At 42.8% G+C, this 20,631-nt stretch carries 18 protein-coding genes, 1 tRNA gene, 1 pseudogene and 1 riboswitch; of the genes and pseudogenes, 17 read left to right on the top strand and 3 right to left on the bottom strand.

The annotated features are described in order from the left end of the window. Together rseP and WKT17_RS05750 are read left to right on the top strand one after the other, a co-directional pair. The coding region (gene rseP / locus WKT17_RS05755; RefSeq protein ID WP_340271896.1) for an RIP metalloprotease RseP at positions 1 to 1,223 on the top strand (1,223 nt) is incomplete at its 5' end. 52 nt (positions 1,224 to 1,275) lie between these two features. Then, positions 1,276 to 1,391: riboswitch (FMN riboswitch) on the top strand. Positions 1,392 to 1,583: 192 nt separating this feature from the next. After that, the gene (locus tag WKT17_RS05750) at positions 1,584 to 2,222 is read left to right on the top strand and encodes an ECF transporter S component (RefSeq protein WP_173749904.1); all 639 of its coding nucleotides are present in this window, start codon (positions 1,584 to 1,586) and stop codon (positions 2,220 to 2,222) included. A 91-nt stretch (positions 2,223 to 2,313) separates the two neighbouring features. Here the strand turns inward: WKT17_RS05750 and WKT17_RS05745 are convergent, their stop codons facing one another. After that, complete coding sequence (locus WKT17_RS05745; RefSeq protein ID WP_173749905.1) at positions 2,314 to 2,916, bottom strand: helix-turn-helix domain-containing protein; 603 nt, start codon at positions 2,914 to 2,916, stop codon at positions 2,314 to 2,316. A gap of 149 nt (positions 2,917 to 3,065) precedes the next feature. Between WKT17_RS05745 and WKT17_RS05740 the strand changes: the two genes are divergently transcribed. The 5 genes from WKT17_RS05740 to WKT17_RS05720 all read left to right on the top strand — a co-directional run bounded on the left by WKT17_RS05740 (position 3,066) and on the right by WKT17_RS05720 (position 9,088). Continuing rightward, complete coding sequence (locus WKT17_RS05740) at positions 3,066 to 4,082, top strand: BMP family lipoprotein (protein ID WP_173749906.1); 1,017 nt, start codon at positions 3,066 to 3,068, stop codon at positions 4,080 to 4,082. Between the two features lie 91 nt (positions 4,083 to 4,173). Then, positions 4,174 to 5,697, top strand: a complete 1,524-nt coding sequence (locus tag WKT17_RS05735; RefSeq protein ID WP_291683724.1) for an ABC transporter ATP-binding protein — start codon at positions 4,174 to 4,176, stop codon at positions 5,695 to 5,697. Continuing rightward, complete coding sequence (locus tag WKT17_RS05730; protein WP_173749907.1) at positions 5,697 to 6,731, top strand: ABC transporter permease; 1,035 nt, start codon at positions 5,697 to 5,699, stop codon at positions 6,729 to 6,731. The genes WKT17_RS05735 and WKT17_RS05730 overlap by 1 nt, the downstream gene beginning before the upstream one ends. A gap of 2 nt (positions 6,732 to 6,733) precedes the next feature. Further along, entirely contained in the window at positions 6,734 to 7,675 is a 942-nt protein-coding gene (locus WKT17_RS05725) for an ABC transporter permease (RefSeq protein ID WP_173749908.1), read from the top strand. Positions 7,676 to 7,702: 27 nt separating this feature from the next. Then, positions 7,703 to 9,088: an amidohydrolase gene (locus tag WKT17_RS05720; protein ID WP_173749909.1), complete on the top strand. Its 1,386-nt coding sequence runs from the start codon at positions 7,703 to 7,705 to the stop codon at positions 9,086 to 9,088. Between the two features lie 76 nt (positions 9,089 to 9,164). Here WKT17_RS05720 and WKT17_RS05715 read toward each other — a convergent pair whose 3' ends face one another. After that, on the bottom strand, positions 9,165 to 10,430 hold the full coding sequence (locus WKT17_RS05715; RefSeq protein ID WP_298060895.1) for a peptidoglycan-binding domain-containing protein: 1,266 nt from the start codon (positions 10,428 to 10,430) through the stop codon (positions 9,165 to 9,167). A gap of 153 nt (positions 10,431 to 10,583) precedes the next feature. Between WKT17_RS05715 and WKT17_RS05710 the strand changes: the two are divergent. Beyond that, positions 10,584 to 10,864, top strand: a pseudogene (locus tag WKT17_RS05710) (phage holin family protein). Positions 10,865 to 10,926: 62 nt separating this feature from the next. Here the strand turns inward: WKT17_RS05710 and WKT17_RS05705 are convergent. Further along, positions 10,927 to 10,999 (bottom strand) — tRNA-Thr (locus tag WKT17_RS05705). 261 nt (positions 11,000 to 11,260) lie between these two features. Between WKT17_RS05705 and WKT17_RS05700 the strand changes: the two genes are divergently transcribed. The 9 genes from WKT17_RS05700 to WKT17_RS05660 all read left to right on the top strand — a co-directional run bounded on the left by WKT17_RS05700 (position 11,261) and on the right by WKT17_RS05660 (position 20,547). Then, entirely contained in the window at positions 11,261 to 12,340 is a 1,080-nt protein-coding gene (locus WKT17_RS05700) for an ABC transporter ATP-binding protein (RefSeq protein ID WP_291683562.1), read from the top strand. Continuing rightward, positions 12,337 to 13,194 carry an ABC transporter permease gene (locus tag WKT17_RS05695; protein ID WP_291683563.1) on the top strand — a complete coding sequence of 286 codons (858 nt, stop codon included), beginning with the start codon at positions 12,337 to 12,339 and terminating at the stop codon, positions 13,192 to 13,194. The genes WKT17_RS05700 and WKT17_RS05695 overlap by 4 nt, the downstream gene beginning before the upstream one ends. Then, the gene (locus tag WKT17_RS05690; RefSeq protein ID WP_291683564.1) at positions 13,191 to 13,982 is read left to right on the top strand and encodes an ABC transporter permease; all 792 of its coding nucleotides are present in this window, start codon (positions 13,191 to 13,193) and stop codon (positions 13,980 to 13,982) included. The genes WKT17_RS05695 and WKT17_RS05690 overlap by 4 nt, the downstream gene beginning before the upstream one ends. 22 nt (positions 13,983 to 14,004) lie before the next feature. Further along, positions 14,005 to 15,045: a polyamine ABC transporter substrate-binding protein gene (locus WKT17_RS05685; RefSeq protein ID WP_291683565.1), complete on the top strand. Its 1,041-nt coding sequence runs from the start codon at positions 14,005 to 14,007 to the stop codon at positions 15,043 to 15,045. A gap of 17 nt (positions 15,046 to 15,062) precedes the next feature. Further along, positions 15,063 to 15,992, top strand: a complete 930-nt coding sequence (locus WKT17_RS05680; protein WP_173750237.1) for a ketopantoate reductase family protein — start codon at positions 15,063 to 15,065, stop codon at positions 15,990 to 15,992. A 146-nt stretch (positions 15,993 to 16,138) separates the two neighbouring features. Beyond that, a complete protein-coding gene (locus WKT17_RS05675) occupies positions 16,139 to 16,591 on the top strand; it encodes a DUF2975 domain-containing protein (protein ID WP_173750238.1) in 453 nt (150 codons plus the stop codon). Between the two features lie 15 nt (positions 16,592 to 16,606). After that, positions 16,607 to 16,816 carry a helix-turn-helix domain-containing protein gene (locus tag WKT17_RS05670; protein ID WP_173750239.1) on the top strand — a complete coding sequence of 70 codons (210 nt, stop codon included), beginning with the start codon at positions 16,607 to 16,609 and terminating at the stop codon, positions 16,814 to 16,816. Positions 16,817 to 16,865: 49 nt separating this feature from the next. Continuing rightward, on the top strand, positions 16,866 to 18,194 hold the full coding sequence (locus WKT17_RS05665) for a DUF4153 domain-containing protein (RefSeq protein ID WP_291683566.1): 1,329 nt from the start codon (positions 16,866 to 16,868) through the stop codon (positions 18,192 to 18,194). Between the two features lie 97 nt (positions 18,195 to 18,291). Next, the gene (locus WKT17_RS05660; protein ID WP_291683567.1) at positions 18,292 to 20,547 is read left to right on the top strand and encodes a glycoside hydrolase family 3 protein; all 2,256 of its coding nucleotides are present in this window, start codon (positions 18,292 to 18,294) and stop codon (positions 20,545 to 20,547) included. Positions 20,548 to 20,631: the final 84 nt, after the last annotated feature.

Below are 20,631 nucleotides of genomic sequence, written 5' to 3'. Positions count from 1 at the left end.
GGCATTTTCTCTTGGCAAAGAGAAACGGTATCGCAGTCACAGAGTTCTCCCTGGGAATGGGGCCGAGGCTTCTTTCTACAGAAAAAGGAGGAACCAGATACTCTTTGAAACTTTTTCCTATCGGAGGCTCCTGTATGATGGTAGGAGAAGATGAGGATGATGACAGCGAAGGGTCTTTCAATAATGCATCTGTATGGGCAAGAATATCAGTAGTTGCAGCAGGACCTATTTTTAACTTTATCCTAGCCTTTGTGTTTGCCATGATCATTACCAGCGTGGTAGGATATGATCCGGCAAGAGTGCTGCAGGTGACAGAAGGATCTCCGGCAGCCCAGGCAGGACTGAAAGAAGGAGATATCATCAAAGAATTTCAGGGAAGGCATATTTCCATAGGCCGTGACCTGGATTCTTATATGACGTTACATGGACTGAAAGACGAAGAAATTTCTTTGACCTATGAAAGAGATGGGAAGAAGCACGATATTCAGTTCCAGGCAAATAGTGAAAGCAGATATATGCTTGGTTTTACTTATTTGTCCGAAGGAATACCAGAGATTACCCAGGTCATGTTAAACAGTGCTATGACAAAAGCCGGCGTAATGCCAGGAGATATTATCAGGGAGATCAATGGAACTGCAGTTGCAGACAGCCAGGAGATTCAGGCATATTTGCAGGAGCATCCGCTGGATGGAACAGAGATTACTCTTGGGATTGAAAGAGACGGAAAAGTGGAGACAATCTCTGCAATCCCACAGATGACCAAACATGTAGATTCTGGATTTATCTACAATATTTACCGGGAAAAGACAAATTTTCTGGGTGTTATGAAATACAGTGCAGTGGAAGTGCGGTACTGGGTTTCTACAACCGTAGAGAGTCTAATGATGCTCATAAAAGGGCAGTTTTCGGTCAATGATCTTTCCGGTCCGGTGGGAATCATCGATGTCATCGGAGATTCTTATGAGGAAGCAAAAAGTGAGGGTGCCATGATGGTGTGGATGCAGATGCTGTACTGGGCAATCCTGCTTTCAGCGAACCTGGGTGTTATGAATCTTCTTCCCATACCTGCTCTTGACGGAGGCAGGCTTGTATTCTTGCTCATTGAGTCTGTGAGAAAGAAACGGTTGAATCCCAATGTGGAGGGTATGATTCATTTTGCAGGTTTTGTCCTCCTGATGATGCTGATGGTATTTGTGATGTTTAACGATTTTAGGAGATTATAAGAAATTTCTTGAAAAAACTGCCGTTGTGGCATATAATAAAAGCAAATAAAAGAAAATTCTTCGGGGCGGGGCGTGATTCCCCACCGGCGGTATAGTCCGCGAGCGCAGATGCGTTGATTTGGTGAGATTCCAAAACCGACAGTATAGTCTGGATGAGAGAAGAAAGATTCGTGATTGTTCCAAGATGATTTTTCATGTGTATCTATGGAAAATCAAAAACGGATATTAGCCCTGAGTATTTTGCTCAGGGCTTTTTGTTTGATGGGAGGTTGCATTTTCCATCACAGGGACATTGCAGGGTCTACATTCAAAACGAAAGGATTTCCTTTTATATCAAGATATCAAAAGGAGAGAACGAACATGAGTGAACAGGTATTAAGAAAAATGGATGCAGCACAAAAAAGCAGAAGCAAAGTAAGGACGATTGTCCAGGTGGCAATGCTGGGAGCAATTTCAACAGTTTTGATGCTGTTTGAGTTTCCGCTTCCGTTTCTGGCACCGCCTTTCTATGAATTGGATTTCAGCGAGGTTCCGGTTCTGATTGGTGCATTTGCTATGGGCCCTGTAGCTGGAATTGCCATTGAAGCAGTAAAAGTTTTGCTGAACTTTGTATTAAACGGAACCATTACAGCAGGGGTCGGCGAGGTGGCGAATTTCATAGTTGGATGTGCTTTCCTTCTTCCTGCTTCCTTCCTTTACAGAAGAAAAAAAACAAGGAAAAATGCAGTAATCGGTATGACGACGGGAACCGTGCTGATGACAGTTTTTGCATGTGTGCTTAATGCCTTTATATTGCTTCCAGCATATGGAGCAGCGTTTGGAATGCCGGTACAGGCTTTTGTAGAAATGGGAACTAAGATTAACGGAGCGATTGACAGTTTGTTTATGTTTGCTGTTCTTGCCGTTGGTCCTTTTAATCTTTTGAAAGGTGTTCTTGTTTCTGTTATTGTATTACTGCTTTATAAAAGAATCCGTGTGATTTTAAGAGGAGATATGTAAAAGAAAAGCAAGCTCCATAATCCAGAGCAACAAAATCTGGTTTATGGGGCTTTTAACATGTAAAAAATCGCAATGTTTATCCGTATCTGGTCTAATTAAGTGTCTTGTCTGCAAGCTCATCGATTTCCTGACGGAATTCAGAGGTGGATACGATCAAAAATTTAGCAGAGCTCTTTGTGTGATTTTTCCATCGATGTCCGATCTCATTGGGATAGTACAGGGTATCACCAACTTCTAATACATAGCTGCCAACCTGTTCCAGATAAAAAGTGATACTGCCTTCCAAGACAAAAACAAATTCTTCTCCTCCGTGATAATAATAGTCTCCGGAGTCTGTTCCAGCAGGCATATCAATGATACCTCCCCACATTCGGCTATCACCTTTTGTAATAAGAGATTCAAGGATGGTTTCCTGATTGCTGGTATTTCTTACAAAAGAGGTGCGTTCATTTTTTCGTACAAGTTTTACCCGATCGCTGTCATCTTGAATAAAAAGAGCTGAGATAGGGAAGTTTAGGGATTCGCATAAAGAATAGACGCTCACAAGGTTTGGAGATGTTTTCCCGGTTTCAATCTGACTAATAGTTCCAGCGGCAACCCCAGATTTTACGGAAAGCTCCCGGATAGAAAGATTTAGTTCAATTCTTCTGCTTTTCAATAAAAAGCCAATTCTGGCAAGATTCAGTTTTGACATAGTGTTCCCCTTTGCTTCTTCTTTTGTTCTCTATGATAACACAGAAAAAAAGATTTGTCATGAAAAACAAAATGTAATTGACAAAATAATATATGTTCATTATAATGAATGAGAAATGACGATTACGATGTAGTGAAGGAGAAGAAAATATGAAGAAACTTTTAGCTGCAATGTTATGTGGAGCTTTAGCAACAGGAACTTTGGCCGGATGTGGCAACAAAGCGGAAGAGAAAAAAACAGAAGCAAAAGATGATACACTGAAGGTAGCCCTTTGTGTTACCGGTGCAGTCAATGATATGGGATGGTGCCAGTCAGCATACGAAGGTCTGAAACTGGTGGAAGAAGAACTGGGATGTGAAATTGCTTATACAGAAAATGTACAGGCAGCAGATATGACTTCTGCATTTACAGAATATGCATCTAATGACTACGATGTAGTGATTGGACATGGTTTCCAGTTTGGTGATCCGGCCTTAGAAGTAGGAGAATTGTATCCGGATACAAAATTTATCTGCATTGAATCAGATGCAGCTGCAGAAAATGTTGCATCCTATGTTATGAAATGTGAAGAAACGGGATACCTTCAGGGTATGCTGGCAGCAGGAATGTCACAGACAGGAAATATTGGATTTATTGGACCAGTACAGGGAGCGTCTCTTGTAAAAATCATGAACGGATATGAAGATGGTGCAAAAGAAGTAAATCCAGACATAAAATACCAGACAGCTTGGACCGGTTCTTTTACAGATACCGCATTGGCAAAAGAAGCAGCACAGGCCATGATTGACGGTGGTGCAGATGTCATCGGACATTGTGCAAATGAATCAGGTACAGGAGCATTGAATGCAGCACAGGATGCCGGATTATTTGCTACAGGTGATTCTTATGACCAGAGTGCTCTTGCTGAAAATGCAGTTCTTTCTTCTGCAGTATATCATGTTCCGGAGCTAATCAAAACAGCTGTTACAGATATTAAAGAGGGGAACTTCAAGGGAGAAGTTAAGGAACTTGGAATGGCGGAAGGCATTGTAGAATTAGTTTATAACAAAGCTATGGAAGACAAGATTCCGGCAGAGGTAAAAGAAATGGTAGATGCAAAAGAAGCCGAAATTAAAGATGGAAGCTTCAAGGTTCCATGTGACACAAAAGACAGAGCAGGAAAGTAATCAGGAATAGAATTATATAGAAATCATGCAGGCAGGACAATAGGAGCTGGATTTTATTGGACCTGCCTGTTTTAAAGGAGCCTTCAATATGATGAATATATTAGAGATGAAGCATATCGGAAAGAAATTTTCCGGCGCCTATGCCAATGAAAAAATCGATCTGTCTGTGGTAAAAGGCGAAATTCATGCATTGCTTGGAGAGAATGGTGCTGGGAAAACGACATTGATGAATATTTTGTTCGGGATTTATTCTGCAGATGAAGGAGAAATTTTTTGGAAAGGCAAACAAGTGCATTTCCATTCTCCTAAAGATGCGATTGCAGAAGGAATCGGAATGGTACACCAGCATTTTTCTCTTGTGAATAAGATGACAGTTCTTGACAATGTGATTTTGGGATTGGAAAAGCAAGGGTTTTTTCTGGATCGTAAAAGTGCAAAAAAAAGCCTGGAAGATCTGGCAGAACGATATGGTCTGCAAGTGGATCCGGATGCAAGGATTAGTGATCTTTCTGTTGGGCAGCAGCAGAGAGTAGAGATTTTAAAAGCATTATACAGAAATGTAGAATTATTAATTTTGGATGAACCAACGGGTGTTCTTACGCCAAAAGAAACAGAGAAATTTTTTTCCGTGCTTAGAAAATTGAAGGCAGAAGGATATGCCGTGATCATTATTACCCATCGTATGAGTGAGATTATGAGTATCAGTGATCGTGTAACCATTTTAAGGGACGGAAAGAAAATAAAAGATCTTGTAACAAAAGACACCAATCCCACAGAATTGTCCAATTATATGATTGGAAGACAGTTGGATTATAACTTTGAAGTAAAAGAAACAGAGAAGAAAGAAATAGCATTACAGCTAAAAGATATTACTGTAAAAAAAGGACATAAAAAACCGGTTCTGGATCAGATCAATCTGGAAGTTTACAAAGGGGAAATCTTGGGGATTGCCGGAGTAGACGGAAATGGACAAAAGGAGCTGGCAGAAGTGATTGCCGGTATCCGAAAGATTTCTAAAGGGGAAATCTGCTACATGGGAGAAGAGATTGCTTCCTGGAAGATTAAGGAGCGATTTGAAAAAGGAATTTCTTATATTTCAGACGACCGACATAGAGATGGACTGGTGTTGGATATGAATGTAGAAGAAAATCTGATTTTGCGGCAGTATGATAAAAAGCCGTTTTTAAAGAATGGTATTTTTCAGAAAAAAGCTATTAAAGAAAATGCAGAAAAAGCAATTGAGAAGTATCACATTAAAACATCAGGGAATCAGGAGGGAGAGACTCCTGTAAAATTCATGTCGGGTGGAAATCAGCAGAAAGTAATACTTGCCAGGGAAATTACGGAGCATTCCAAATTAATTATCGCAAATCAGCCTACGAGAGGATTAGATATTGGTGCAACACAGTTTGTTCGTCAGGTCTGGATGGATCAAAGAAATGAAGGGAAAAGTGTAATCCTGATTTCAGCAGATCTAGAAGAAATCATGCAGCTTTCTGACAGAGTGGCAGTTATGTTTGGTGGAAAAATCGTAGGTGTTCAGAAAAAAGAAGAAATTGAAATGGAACAGTTAGGACTTCTGATGGGCGGTATTACGAAGGAGGAAATGAAATAATGGGAAGTAGAAAAAAATATCTGGATATTGTCTGGATCGTGCTGTTAGCCATCCTAATGGGAACCATTTTGATTTTACTCTGTGGTGCGAATCCTCTGGAAGCTTATACTATGTTTTTGGGCGGTGTGTTTGGTAATCTCAATGGTTTTTGTGAGATTTTTGTAAAAGCGACCCCATTGATTCTGACGGGTCTCGGATGTGCAGTGGCATTTCGTACCGGTTTTTTCAATATTGGTGCGGAAGGACAGTTTTATATTGGTGCTATTGCTGCGGCTATGGTTTCCTTGACTTTTACACAGGTTCCCGGGAGTCTTCGCATCGTGCTTTCTATTGTAGCTGGATTTCTCTGTGGAGGAATTTGGGCACTGATTGCAGCAATCATGAAGTCAAAATTTGGTATCTCAGAAATTATTGTAACAATCATGTTAAATTATATTGCCATCAATCTTCTGGGGATTGCGGTTCGTACATTCTTAATGGATCCGGCGGGATCGGTTCCTCAATCTGCGAGAATTGACAGAGAAGCTACGTTTTCCTATTTGATGCCTCCGACTACCCTGCATGGAGGAATTTTTATTGCTGTTGCAGCAGTAGTATTCATCTGGATTCTTATGGAAAAAACAAAGTTCGGTTATGAAATGAAAGTGGTGGGTATGAATAGGCATGGTGCTGCCTGCAATGGAATTTCGGTGATGAAAAACATTGTACTGTCTGCCTTTTTAAGCGGTGGACTTGCCGGAATTGCAGGTGTGATTGAAGTTATTGCCGTGCAGAAAAAACTGATAGAAGGAATCTCTTCCGAGTGTGGTTATACAGCAGTTTTGATTGCTTTGATTGCTGGAAATCGTCCATGGGGTGTGCTTGCTGCTGCGTTAGCATTTGCAGCAATGCAGGTCGGAGCAAATTCTATGCAGAGACAACTTGGCGTTCCGTCTGCACTTGTCAGCATTTTGATCGGATTTGTGGTACTCCTTATCCTGGGAAGAAAGGCGTTCCATCTATCACTATTAAAGAGAAAAAACAAGGAGGTATAAGGATGCTGGAACAAATTTTTACACTTACGTTTTTTACTGCATTTTTGGCAGCAGCCGTACGAATGGCAGTTCCGCTTATCTATGCTGCCCTTGGAGAAGTGTTTCTGGAAAAAACAGGAATTTTGAACATAGGGCTGGAAGGCGTTATGTTGGGCGGTGCATTCGGTTCTTTTGCAGGGGCGTTTTACAGTAATAGTCTGTTGGTGGGATTTCTCTGCGGTATGCTGGGGGGATGTCTTGTCAGCGTGATTCATGGATTTTTATGTATTAAGCTGTTTCAGGATCAGTCCGTCAGCGGCATTGCCCTTAATATTTTTATGTTGGGTGTTACCAGTTTTGGATATAAGTTGATGTCTGCGGGAGAATCTTATCAGCAGATCGAAACACTGAAACGTATTAGAATCCCTGTACTCAGTAGAATTCCTCTCATTGGAGATGCATTTTTCAATCAGGATATTATGACCTATCTTGTGTTTGTTCTTGTGATTCTTGCATCTGTATTTTATAGGAAAACCTCATCCGGGCTTGCGTTTTCCTCTATTGGTGAAAATCCTCAGTCTGCGGATGCAGCAGGTATCTCTGTATATGGACATCAGTGGGCTGCGATTGTGGTAAACGGTGTATTGGGCGGTATCGGAGGTGCAGTTTTGGTACTGGTACAGCTTGGTAAGTTTTCAGAGAATATGATTTCCGGACGAGGATATATTGCACTTGCTGCGGTAATTCTTGGAAGATATACACCGCTTGGGGCTATGGGTGCAGCTTTCGTGTTTGGCGGTGCCAATGCACTTCAGATTCGCTTACAGGCCATGGGAGTTCCGCTTCCTACTCAGGCACTTGCAATGCTTCCGTACGTGATAACGTTGCTGACATTGTTACTTTCTATTGGAAAAAGTAACCAGCCTGAGAAATTAGGCAAACCGTATATCCGTGGTTCCAGATAAGATATTTTAAAGTTTGGAGGTAAAGACATGAGTAAAATTTTAATAAAAAATGCAAAAGCAATTGTAACATGTAATGCAAAAGATGACGTGTTTTATGATTCGGATTTATTGATTGATGGAGCAAAAATCTCTGCAATCGGAAAGAATCTTCCGGCAGAGGATGCAGAGGTGATTGATGGAACAGGGAAATTTGTATATCCCGGAATGGTAAATACGCATCATCATTTTTTTCAGACCTTTGTAAGAAATCTGATTACCATTGATTATCCACATCTGACAGTTATGGATTGGATTGATAAAATTTATCGCATTTTCCAGAACATTGATGATCAGATTATTTATTATTCTTCTTTGACTGCCATGGCTGACCTGTTAAAACACGGATGTACTACAGCATTTGATCATCAGTATTGTTATACAACAACAACCGGAAAAAGACCGGTTGATCGTCAGATGGAAGCAGCAGCCCAGTTGGGAATCCGTTATCATGCAGGGCGTGGAGGAAACACACTGCCGAGAGAAGAGGGAAGTTCTATTCCGGCAGCTATGGTGGAAACGACAGATGAGTTTATTCGGGATTGTGAGCGATTGATCGATCAATATCATGATGCATCTCCATATTCTATGAGTCAGATCGTAGTGTCTCCATGTCAGCCGATCAACTGTTATAGAGATACGTTTGTAGAATCTGTAAAACTGGCAAGAGATAAAGGTGTCCGTTTGCATACACATCTTGGAGAAGGAGAAAGTGAAGGAATCCGGGAACGTTATGGGATGCGTACATTGGATTGGTGTGAGAAAATTGGATTTATTGGAGATGATGTTTTTTATGCACATGCATGGGAATTAACGCAGGCAGAATACGAAAAAATTGCGAAAACAGGAACAGGAATCTCCCATTGTCCGGCACCTGCAGTTCTTGGTGGTTTCCCTATTCTGGATATCAAAAAACTTCAGGAAATGGGAGTTCTTGTTAGTCTTGGGTGTGATGGTTCTGCTACGAATGACAGTTCAAATGAGTTGGATGCACTGCGTATGGCGTATCTGATGCAGGCATATCATACAAAAGAAAGAGGAGGAAGTGTTTCTGCTTATGACATGTTAAAAGTAGCAACCATCAATGGTGCAAAAACACTTGGAAGAATGGATCTTGGTTCTCTGGAACCGGAAAAAGGAGCAGACATGTTTTTGGTTGATACACGTAGTCTGGAATTTACAGGAGCAGTACATGATCCGAAAAACCTTCTTGCAAGAGTCGGTGTAACAGGGCCGGTGTGGATGACCATAGTGAATGGAAAAATTGTATATGCAGACGGACATTTAACCGGTGTGGATGAAGAGAAACTTGCTCAGGAGGGGGAAGAGGTCTGCACAAAAGTATTGAGAAATCAGTTTCCGAATTACTGGAAGTAAGATAAAACAGAAAGGAAAGACCGCGAGGCTGCCACAGAATGTCAATAAAAAGTGGTATGCCTGAGCGGTCTGTTTTTTAAACTAATTCGGCAATTCTGGTGACGCCTACGTAAATTTCCTGAATTTCATACCAGGTAGAGTAATCCACCACACCGGTTACAGGGAGACCAAATACTTTTTGGAATTCCCGGATTGCATTCTGGGTAGCTTCTCCATAGATTCCATCTGCTGTTATCTTAGGAAGTGCAGGATAGGAATTGGCAATGACATTCAGCTGTTCCTGTATCTGTCGCACTTTAGGTCCGGAGGAACCGATGTCCAGGGGATTTCCTGGCCATGAAGCAGGAATACCGGAAATTTCTTCTGCGCTGTTGATATACATATTATCTCCATAAAAATTGCGAAGAATTTCAATAGCAGAGTAGCCCTGGTCACCCAAATACTTCGACCCCCACTGTGTCATCCAATTTGGACATTGGACCCGTTCTCCGTCACAGTATTGGGTGAGAATGGGCTGCCGTACGCCAGGGCGAGACAGATAGTTGTCGAAAAGTTCGTCTACGATTTGGGAAATGCTTTCAAAAATATTGCGCCCGTACATCCATTTGTGGTCAAAGGCAGTGGAAGAAGTGATGGTGAAATCGTAGCCTTTGTTCCGGTACCACTCTGTATACACGCGATTTAGTGTAAAAGACATAATAGCCAGAACATTGGCTCGGATAGTATCCGCCGGCCAAGTGGCGTAGATTTCACTGCTGGCCACATTCTTGATATAATCCCGGTAGCGCACATAATAATCTTTGGCGGAGGGATTGGTAGGGACTCCATCATGAACTACCACATATTCAGGAATGACTACCCGGTTTAAGACGATTTCGCCGGAGGTATCCATAGGTTTGATTTCGTCTTCCGGGATTTTGGGCGGGTATTCCCCGTAGAGTGTATGCGCAGGAATGACAATGTCTTCAAAGGTATTTTGAGGCGTAGAAGGATTCATGACGGCTCTTTGAATGGCCGTGGCATCCGGCAGGATTTCCGCGCCGGATATGTCCAAATCTTCAAATCCTTCTCTGGAAATGCGAAAGGTATATTCCGCATAGGGCTGGTATTCGGAGGGAGCCATACTGTATTCCAGAGGGGGTGCGGGCAGCGTGATTTCCGGAATCATGCCGCTTGCATCTGTTTTTACTTCTTCAATGACGGAATCCGGCTCTCCGGAGTAGGAAATGGTAACGGTAGCATCCTCGACAGGCTGATTTTTCAGAGCGGATATTACATAGAGGCGAAGCTTGCCTTCATCGGTCTGCTGGGTCTGTGCTGTTTTCAGGGGAGGTAAATACATAGGAAAACCTCGGATTTTTTCATTGGTTTAGTATATGCAGCAGGCCCCAAAGGGTGTGAAAAGTCAAATTAAAAAGACATTTTAAACCAAACCATTCGCATAAAATAAATAAAAAGCAGGCGCAGTCATGGAGGCATAGGTGTGAATCAGATTATGGATTATGTAAAACCCGAACTTCTGGTGATAGCAATTGTTCTTTATTTCATTGGCATGTGGTTAAAACAAGCCCAGACAGTAAAGGATAAGTACATTCCATTATTGCTTGGGGGATGGGAATTATAATCAGTGCGGTTTATATTTTCGCTACATGCCAATGCAATAGCAGCCAGAAAATTGCATTGGCAGTATTTACCGCAGTTACGCAAGGCGTTCTCGTTGCCGGTTTAAGTACATATGTGAACCAAATCATAAAACAGCTGAATAAAAATAAATGATGTAAATACAAAGATAGCTGAAACCCTGCATAAATACTGGATTTCAGCTATCTTTTCCGCTAAGCTGAAAAAGGGACTTGAACCCTCGACCCCTTCATTACGAGTGAAGTGCTCTACCAACTGAGCTATTTCAGCACTGCTTACAGTCATTAATTCTACTGGATTTTGTCACAAGTGTCAAGCAATTTTTTCATTTCTTTTAAAATTCAAAAATTCTTAAAAATTCCAAAATCAGAAAAGTATCAGAAATCAAAATCAGGTAAATACTGGATAGAAAAAGTCTGAAATATGGCCTGCTCCATTGACAGCAAAAAGCATTTGTGCCATTATATATCTTGGAATATCTTGGAAACATAAATGAATTTGGAAGTAATAAATATCAAAGAAGGAAAAAAGATGAGTGGAGAATTACTGGAATTAAAGAACATAAAGAAGAACTTTGGAGAGACAGATGTATTAAAAGGCATTACCCTGTCGATTCAAAAGGGAGAATTTCTCACTTTTTTGGGTGCCTCCGGATGTGGGAAAACCACCACCCTCAGAATTATTGCCGGACTGGAAGCCCCGGAAGAGGGACAGGTGCTTTTGGAGGGAAAAGATGTGACGGACTTGCCGCCAAACAGGAGAGATATCAATACCGTGTTTCAAAATTATGCGTTGTTCCCTCATATGAATGTGGAAGCAAACATCGGATACGGTCTGCGGATAAAAAAACGACCGAAAGCGGAAATTCGGGACAGAGTGAAGAATATGCTGGAATTAGTACAGCTGGAAGGGTATGAAAAACGTATGCCTGCTGAACTTTCCGGAGGACAGAAGCAGAGAGTGGCTATTGCAAGAGCGCTGATTAACAGTCCCAAACTGCTGCTGTTAGATGAGCCTTTAGGCGCATTGGACTTGAAGCTGCGCCGCACCATGCAGACAGAACTGAAAAGACTGCAGAAAAAGCTGGGTATTACATTTCTTTATATCACCCATGACCAGGAGGAAGCCATTAATATGTCAGACCGGATTGTGGTCATGCGGGAAGGCATGTTAGAGCAAATCGGGACACCGGATGAGATTTATAACCATCCCAAAACCGCTTACGTGGCAGATTTCGTGGGAAATGCCAATATTATAGAAGGAGTGGTAGAGGAAATCGGACAGGAGAAAATCCGGGTGCAGATACAGGGCCAGAGGATGGAAGCAGAGGCGGCAGAAGGTATGAAAGCCGGCGAAAAGGTGAAACTGGCTGTCCGAAGAGAAAATCTGCAGGTGTGTACAGAAGGCGAAAATGGCCTGGAAGCTGTTGTGACAGATAAGTCCTTTCAGGGAGGCCAGCTTCATGTTGCCCTACAGTTAAAAACCGGAGAAGAACTGGTGGCAAGCCGCTACGGTATGGATGCCCGGATTGTGCCAGGGCAGAAAGTACACGCAGTCTGGAAACCGGAGCATGCGGTGCCTGTAGATGGAAAACAGGAGGCAGAAGCATGAAAAAAAAGAAATCCTTCGGACTGTTTCTTACAGTGCTGCCCCTGTATTTCTTTACCCTTTGCTTTGTCCTGGGGCCGCTGCTTTACATGATTGCCCTCAGTTTTGCCACCAGAGGTGACGGTTCTTCTGTAGTCTGGAATTTTACTCTGGATAACTACAGGAAAATCGGAGAACCTGTCTATCTTCAAAGCTTTGTACAGTCCTTTCAGCTGGCTTTTACCAGCACAGGGTTGATTATCCTTCTGGGGTACCCCTTCGGATACTACATGGCAAAGCTCTCTCCCAAATGGAAAAAGCGTATGATGCTGCTGATTATGGTGCCTTTCTGGATCAGCTCCCTGATTCGCATGTATGGATGGATTATTATTTTACAGGCAAAAGGTGTTTTGAACAGAATTCTGATGAAATTGGGAATCCTGGAAGAACCTTTGAAAATCTTGTATTCCTATCCCGCCGTAGTTATCGGCATGATTTATGCCTTGCTGCCGTTTCTGGTGCTGGCCGTGTATTCCAGTGCAGAGAAAATGGACTGGTCACTGCTTGAGGCAGCCAGGGATTTGGGGGCAAATGGAATACAGGCATTTTTTACGGTTACGTTCAAACTGACTCTTCCGGGACTTCTGACGGGAATTATTCTGACCTTCATTCCTTCCATGGGGCTGTTTTTCATTGCAGACATTTTGGGAGGCAATAAAATTGTGCTGGTGGGAAGCGTGATACAGGATCAGCTGACCAGGGGCAGCAACTGGCCTTTTGCGGCAGCGCTGGCCGTGGTGCTTATGGTACTCACCTCCCTGATGATACTGGTATACAGAAAAGTTACCCATGTGAAAGATTTGGAGGGATTGTTTTGAAAAAGAAATGGAAATGGTCCAATCTGTACCTTGGTTTTATGCTTTTGCTGATGTATCTGCCTTTGGTGGTAGTGGTGGTCTTTTCTTTTAATGAATCCAGGCTGTCGGCAGAATTTACGGGATTTTCCCTGAACTGGTACAAGGTACTGGCAGCGGACAGAGATTTAAAAGAAGCGCTGGGAAACAGTATTATCCTGGGCGCATTGAGCTGTCTTAGTGCAGCCGTTATCGGAACCTTGGGAGCTGTGGGCATGGCAAGAGTCCGGTATCGGAGCAAAGGTATGATGGAATATCTTTCTACAGTGCCTATTATGATACCGGAAATTATTCTGGGTATGGTATTTCTGGTATTTTTTTCAATGCTGGAACTGCCCTTTGGTATGATAACGCTGGTGATTGCGCATACTACCTTCTGTATTCCCTATATTTTCATGATGGTAAAGGCACGTCTGGCAGGGTTGGACAAATCACTGGAAGAGGCGGCAAGGGACCTGGGAGCAGGATCGGTGCGGACATTTTTTGACATTACCGTACCGCTGATTGCTCCGGCGGTGTTATCCGGAAGTCTTTTGGCGTTTGCCATGTCGTTTGATGATGTGGTTATCAGTATTTTTGTCAATGGACCAAGACTGAATACCCTTCCTGTGAAGGTTTATGCCCAGTTAAAAACAGGAGTAACACCGGAAATCAACGCCTTATGTACCGTGATTCTGGTGGTCATTGTCCTGGTGCTTTGTATCTGGAATTTTGTCGGAAAATGGACCGGGAAACATAGAAAAAGTGAATAGAGAGAAAGGAATGGATACAACAATGAAAAAAAGAGTGTTAGCAATTCTTCTTTGCAGTATTATGGCAGGAAGCCTGCTGAGCGGCTGCGGTGGAGAAAAGGAGGAAAACAATAAGGAGTTGGTGCTCTATACATGGGAAGGACTCTTTCCACAGGAGGTTCTGGATGACTTTGAGAAAGAGAAAGGAATCCGTATTATCAATTCCAATTTTGACTCCAATGAAACGATGCTGGAGAAGGTACAGCAGTCAGATGGAAAAGATTATGATGTGGTTATTGGTGATGATTACATCATTGAACAGGTGGTCAAGAATGGTCTGGCAAAGGAACTGGATAAGTCAAAGCTGAGCAATTACGGGAACATCAATCCCCTGTATCAGGGCCAGTTTTACGACCCGGACAACAAATATACCATTCCCCATGGCGCGGGGATTCCTCTGATTGTGTATGACCCGGAGCAGGTGGACTTTGAGATAACAGGGTATGAAGATTTATGGAATTCCAAACTGGAAGACAAGATTGCCACCATTGCCAGTTATCGTGCAGTGGAAGGAATGGTGCTTCTGACTATGGGGAAAAGCATGAACGAAGAAGACCCCACAGTGATAAAGGAAGCAGGGGAAAAGCTGGTCAGTCTGGCTCCCAATATCCGTATGATTCAGGATACGAATACCCAGAATGCCCTGTTAAACGGAGAGGCCTCTGTGGCTATCTTATATACATCCCAGGTTATTGCTGCGTTACAGGAAAATCCGGATTTGAAGGTGGTTTATCCAAAGGAGGGACTGGGATTCGGAATTATGAACTTCTTTATTCCTAAAAACGCACCGGATACAGAGGAAGCTTATGAGTTTCTGAACTATATTCTGGAGCCGGAAGTGGCTGCAAAATGCTTTGACTTTGTGGGCTACTACTGTACAAATAAAGCAGCAGATGACCTGGTAAATCCGGATTTAGTGGTGCCGGATTCTGTAACAAAGGGAGAAATTATCCAGAATGTCAGTACAGAAGCAGAGGAAGTTTACAACCAGAACTGGACAGAATTTAAAGCTGCATGTGATTAATGCGGGAGGCAGAGTGTATGGAAAAGAAGGTAAAAATTACGATAGTGGGAATCGGCGGCGTCGGCGGATATTTAAGCGGTATGCTGGCAAAAACCTATGAAAATGTAACTCTGGTAGCCAGAGGAGAGCGAAAAAAATCTCTGGAAAAAGAAGGCATTCGTCTGCATAGCCAGTATCACGGAGAAATCACGGCCAGAGCGAAAAAAGTGGTGGAAAGCGGACAGGAGATACGGGAAGTACAGGATTTTATTTTTCTTTGTGTAAAGAATTATTCTCTGGAGGAAGTGTGCCGGGATTTGCAGTCCTGCATAGACGAACATACCGTCATTCTTCCTGTTATGAACGGGGCGGATACTGCAGAGCGGACAGAGAAATTCTTTGAAAAAGGAATTGTAGGAGAAGCCGTGATTTACATTACCGCATTCTTTAATCCGGATTATTCCATTACTCAGATTGGCAATTACGCGAAGATTTATGTGGGAAAAACCAATGCCAAAACCCAGGAAGCAGAAGGTGTAAAACGGGCCTGTGACTGTCTGAAAGAGGCTGGCGTGGACTGTCGATATGTGTTGGACAGCCAGGCGGCCGTATGGGAAAAATACATATTTAACTGTGCTTATAACGTGCTGACTGCCTATTACATGGAAATGACCGATACCCTGCAGACTTCTCCGGAAAAATGCAAAGAATTTAAAACCCTGTTGGAAGAAGCCTGTGCAGTTGCTTTGGCAAAGCAGATTTCCATCCGGGACGGCTATGTGGAAAGCGAATACAAGCGCTTTATGAGCCTGGACGCAGGCTCCACCAGTTCTCTGAAAAGAGATATGGAGGCAGGACGAAAGAATGAACTGGAGACCTTCAGCGGCTATCTGATAAAAGAGGCCAGGCGGCTTCAGATTCCTGTTCCTGTTTCAGAAAAAATGTATGAAAATCTGAAGGCAGAGTGAGAAAGAGGCCATATCTTAAAAAAATAAAAAATTATCGAAAAACGATAAAAACATATTGAAAAACAGTTCTAACTGTGGTATTCTGTGAAAAAGGAATCCCGGAGAGAACTGTTTTTTTGTCCGGGAGAAAATCAGGAGGTTTGATTATGAACTGGAATCAGGATAAAAGTTTAAAGCTGACCAGAATCAGTATTGGTATTTTTACAGCCATACTGATGGGGATGTGTGCAGGGGCTCCGTGGCTGTACCGCATTTTTATCGAATTGCGAGCGCCATTTTTAGAGGGGAAACTGTACTGGCTTTTGGCTACTAATTATGCGACGGCAGTTCCTGTGGCAGCGGCACTGTATCAGATGAATCGTCTGCTGTCTAATATCAGCCGTGATGAGGTGTTTGTTGCAGAGAATACCAGATGTCTCCGTATTCTTTCCTGGTGCTGTCTGGCGGCAGGAGTGATTTTTGGTATCAGCGGCTTTTATTACATAGCGTTTTGGGCTTTGTGTGTGGCAGCCCTCTTCATGGCGCTGGTTCTTCGGGTGATAAAAAATGTGTTTGCCCAGGCAGAAAAGATAAAAGAAGAAAATGATTATACCATATAGAGAGGATGAGGAAAAATGCCTATTGTGGTGAATTTAGATGTGGTAATGGCTCAGAGAAAAATCAGTGCCGGAGACCTGGCAAAAGCCATTGACATTACGCCGGCGAATCTGTCCGTTCTGAAAAACGGCAAGGCAAAAGCCGTTCGTTTTACTACTTTGGAAGCCCTTTGCAAAGCGCTGGAGTGTCAGCCAGGGGATATTCTGGAGTACGTGTCAGAAGAATAAAAAACTCCGCCTGAAGCGGGAAATTTCAAAACAGAAAAGAGGTTTGGATATGGAAAATCAAGAAAAGGCAAGTGCAGAAATGAGCTTGGCTTATGAAAGTGCACCCATTTTTAAGAAAACAGAGAGTGATAAATGGGACCGGTGTTTCGCGGTTTTATATCTGCTTTTAGGCTATGGTTTATGGAAAATATTTGAGTTTGACGAGGTTCCTTTTCTGGGACAGACAGAAAACGGATTTCAGTTAAAGGTAGCGGGATTTACCCTGTTTTATCTGGCTGTGCTGTGGAGTTACAGTCGTTTAAAAGGTTTGAAGGTAACGAAAGAAAAGATATTCTGGACTGTGATTTTGCTCTGTGTGGGTGTATCCTATGGTTTTTACAGCATTATTCCAGTTGCCCAGTTTCTGTTGTGGTTTGTAGCTGCAGCTTACGGAACGTTGGCTGTTATGGATGGGCTTCTGGTAGGAAAAAGAACATCTTCCTGGGTACTTTTAGACCTTTGGCATGGATTATTTTCTCTTCCTGTATTAAATTTTTTCTGTCAGATACGGGTTGCTTTTCAGATATACAAAGGAAAGAAGGAGAAGAAAGAAGGGCAGAAAATCTTCCTGGGAATTGTCTGTGCCATTCCGGTTTTGGCTATTATTCTTCCGGCCTTATCCAGTGCAGATAAGGAATTTGCAAGTCTTATTGGCCTTGCTTTTTCACGGATAACCATAGGCGGAGGGCTGATGAGCAACCTGCTTTGTCTCATAATGTCTCTGATTTTTGGAGGTTTGATGTTCGGCGTTTCTTATGGCAGTGTGTATCGGAGACATATTGACGCAAGTGTCTGCGAAGAGTGGGAAGAAGAGTCCGGGGAAGGGTTTCATATGATTCCGGATACCAGTATTTACACCTTTGCAATGATAATTTCACTAGTGTATGTACTCTTTATGATAATCCAGGGACAGTATCTGTTTTCTGCATGTCTGGGAATTCTCCCGGAAAATTTGACTTATGCACAGTATGCAAGACAGGGATTCTTTGAACTATGTGGTGTGGCTGCTTTGAACGTGTGCCTGCTCCTGTTTATGAACGGCTGCTCCAGGACTATACGCAGAGAAAACCACCGGCTTCGCATCCTGAACATTGTTTTTTCTCTGCTGACCCTGCTGCTTTTAGTGACCGCTATGAGCAGAATGGGAATGTATATTTATGTTTATGGATTTACTGTAAAAAGAATCCTTACCAGTATCTTTATGATATGGCTTTTCCTGGTGTTTTCCATGGTCATTGTGCTGCAGAAAAAGGATATTCCCGTTGTCAGATGGGCAGTGTTTTCCGGGGCGGTACTGTTTGCTGCTCTGTGTGTATTGCCGTTAAACCTGCTATTGTAAAAGATTTTTTAGAAAAAATTAAGAAAAGAATTCCTTGAAATTTTAAAGTCGAAAATGATACAATTATAAGGTAAAAAGAAAAACAAGGAGAATTTTTATGACAGAAATTAAAAAGCAGAAAGCAAGCGAAAAAATCCGCTATTATAAAAATGAAAACGGACCTGAAATCGGTGTTACACAACAGCAGGTTATCTGCGAAGACGGACTGTATTTCAGAGATATAAACGGAGACGGAAAATTAAATACCTATAAAGACTGGAGAAAATCCCCAAAGGAAAGAGCCAAAGCCCTGGCCGCAGAGTTGTCTGTGGACGAAAAAATCGGTCAGCTGTTTTTGAGTTCCTGGAAAATGGGAATTGAGCAGGAAGATAAAGAATTTGTAGACGAAACCGGACTGTTAGATGAAAAACCGGTGGAAAAGGGAAGCTCTATTTTTGCTGTCAATTCTACTGTAGGAACTACAGAAACCATCAAAGACTGGAAAGTTCGGCACTTTATTTTAAGAGGAAATCCGAAGCCGGACGAACTGGCAGACTGGATTAATGAGATGAACAGCGTGGCAGAGGAGGGCGAGCATTTCCTGCCAGTCCTGGTTATTTCCAACTCCAGAAATGAAAACGGTGAGGTGGTTTTCGGTATGAATGATGCTTCCGGTGTCTTTGCAGCATGGCCGGGAACTCTGGGAATTGCAGCTGCCGTAAAAGGTGCAGGTGCAGAACTCATTGACGATTTTGCGTCCTGTATCCGAAGAGAGTGGGATGCAGTTGGTATGAAGAAAGGCTATATGTACATGGCAGACTGTATGACAGACCCCAGATGGCAGAGAACTTACGGAACCTTCGGGGAAGATTCCCAGCTTATCAGTGAGATTCTGGAGCGTCTGATTCCCGGTGTACAGGGAAGTGAAGAGGGCGTAACAGCAGACGGCGTTGCCATGACTGTCAAGCATTTTCCGGGCGGAAGTGCCAGAGAAAACGGCTTTGACCCTCATTATAAACAGGGGCAGTGGAATGTTTACCAGACAGAAAACAGCCTGGAAACCTACCACATTCCGCCTTTTAAAACAGCCATTGCAAAGAATACTTCTTCCATTATGCCTTATTATGCAAAGCCGGCAAAGGAGAAGAGTCAGAAGCAGTATGATTTAGAAGGAAATCCCATTGAATGGAAACCTGTAGGCTTTGCTTTTAATGACTTTTTTATCAATAAAATGCTGCGTGAACAGATGGGATTTAAGGGATATATTAACAGCGATTCCGGTATCATGCAGATGATGGCCTGGGGTGTGGAAGAACTGGAAATCTGTGAGAGAGCAGCTCTGGCCGTTAATGCCGGTGTGGATATTATCAGCGGTTCTTATGACCTGGAAGATGCCAAAGAGGCTTACAGAAGATGGAAAGAAGGCTACTATACCGTACAGGGACATAAAGTTCCGGAAGGCTATACGGCAGAACAGATTACCCTCTCCGAGGAAGCGCTTACAAGGGCAGTAGAACGTACTTTAATTGAAAAATTTCAACTGGGATTGTTTGAAAATCCATACAGAAATCCGGAAGAAGCAGTGAAAATCGTAGGCAACCCAGAAGACTGGACACACGCACAGCAGGTACACCGTCAGTCCGTGGTACTGTTGAAAAACGACGGTATACTTCCTTTGACTGAAGAGAAAGTATCCGGTAAAAAGGTTTATGCAAGATGTTTTAACAAGACAGAAGAAAATGCACAAAAAGCAACAGAGGAACTGAAAAAACAGCTGCAGGCAGAGACCTCTCTTACGCTGACTGAAAATCCCGAAGAAGCAGATTTGGCTCTTTTGTTTGTATCTCCAAGTTCAGGTGAATACTTCAACGCAACACCGGGATATCTGGAATTGGATATCTGTGACGGAAAGGAAGTCTGTGATGTAGATGAAGAGGGCAGACCTGCCAAAACCACACACTTGGAAACCACGCTTTCCGGCGCGAGAGAACTGGCGGAAATTGCGGAAGCAGTACACAAAAATAAGGGAAAAGTGGTAACCAATATTAACTTTACGCTGGCCTGGATGGTAGGCAATGCAGAGCCGTATGCAGATGCACTTCTGGCTGGCTTTGATACCTATCCAAGTGCTGTTCTGGATGTGATTTTCGGCAGATTTGCGCCAGTAGGAAAGATGCCCATGACCCTTCCGAAAGATGACAGTGTCATTGCCGTAAATGCAGAAGGCGTATGCATTTCACCTAATGATGTGCCGGGATATGACAAGGATAAATATATGCCGGAGTCCATGAAAGACGAAAACGGTAAAGCTTATGCATACAGAGATGCTGCCGGAAATTATTATGAGCTGAACTTTGGACTTAGCTATAAATAAGAGTTATGGCAGGTATCACAAAGGAAGCGTGCAGAAAAAAATTGCCAAAAACAGGTTGACAAAATAGAAAAAGCGACATAGAAT

Source organism: Blautia sp. HCN-20427 (assembly GCF_037890365.1).
GTDB lineage: Bacteria > Bacillota > Clostridia > Lachnospirales > Lachnospiraceae > Blautia.
Note: the sequence above shows the minus strand (reverse complement) of the source record. Positions and strands in the feature narration are given on the sequence as shown.

Bases quoted from the DNA above. Each gene is read 5' to 3' on its own strand.
- WKT17_RS05750 (WP_173749904.1), top strand. From the start codon at position 1,584: ATGAGTGAACAGGTATTAAGAAAAATGGATGCAGCACAAAAAAGCAGA.
- WKT17_RS05745 (WP_173749905.1), bottom strand. From the start codon at position 2,916: ATGTCAAAACTGAATCTTGCCAGAATTGGCTTTTTATTGAAAAGCAGA.
- WKT17_RS05740 (WP_173749906.1), top strand. From the start codon at position 3,066: ATGAAGAAACTTTTAGCTGCAATGTTATGTGGAGCTTTAGCAACAGGA.
- WKT17_RS05735 (WP_291683724.1), top strand. From the start codon at position 4,174: ATGAATATATTAGAGATGAAGCATATCGGAAAGAAATTTTCCGGCGCC.
- WKT17_RS05730 (WP_173749907.1), top strand. From the start codon at position 5,697: ATGGGAAGTAGAAAAAAATATCTGGATATTGTCTGGATCGTGCTGTTA.
- WKT17_RS05725 (WP_173749908.1), top strand. From the start codon at position 6,734: ATGCTGGAACAAATTTTTACACTTACGTTTTTTACTGCATTTTTGGCA.
- WKT17_RS05720 (WP_173749909.1), top strand. From the start codon at position 7,703: ATGAGTAAAATTTTAATAAAAAATGCAAAAGCAATTGTAACATGTAAT.
- WKT17_RS05715 (WP_298060895.1), bottom strand. From the start codon at position 10,430: ATGTATTTACCTCCCCTGAAAACAGCACAGACCCAGCAGACCGATGAA.
- WKT17_RS05700 (WP_291683562.1), top strand. From the start codon at position 11,261: ATGAGTGGAGAATTACTGGAATTAAAGAACATAAAGAAGAACTTTGGA.
- WKT17_RS05695 (WP_291683563.1), top strand. From the start codon at position 12,337: ATGAAAAAAAAGAAATCCTTCGGACTGTTTCTTACAGTGCTGCCCCTG.
- WKT17_RS05685 (WP_291683565.1), top strand. From the start codon at position 14,005: ATGAAAAAAAGAGTGTTAGCAATTCTTCTTTGCAGTATTATGGCAGGA.
- WKT17_RS05680 (WP_173750237.1), top strand. From the start codon at position 15,063: ATGGAAAAGAAGGTAAAAATTACGATAGTGGGAATCGGCGGCGTCGGC.
- WKT17_RS05675 (WP_173750238.1), top strand. From the start codon at position 16,139: ATGAACTGGAATCAGGATAAAAGTTTAAAGCTGACCAGAATCAGTATT.
- WKT17_RS05670 (WP_173750239.1), top strand. From the start codon at position 16,607: ATGCCTATTGTGGTGAATTTAGATGTGGTAATGGCTCAGAGAAAAATC.
- WKT17_RS05665 (WP_291683566.1), top strand. From the start codon at position 16,866: ATGGAAAATCAAGAAAAGGCAAGTGCAGAAATGAGCTTGGCTTATGAA.
- WKT17_RS05660 (WP_291683567.1), top strand. From the start codon at position 18,292: ATGACAGAAATTAAAAAGCAGAAAGCAAGCGAAAAAATCCGCTATTAT.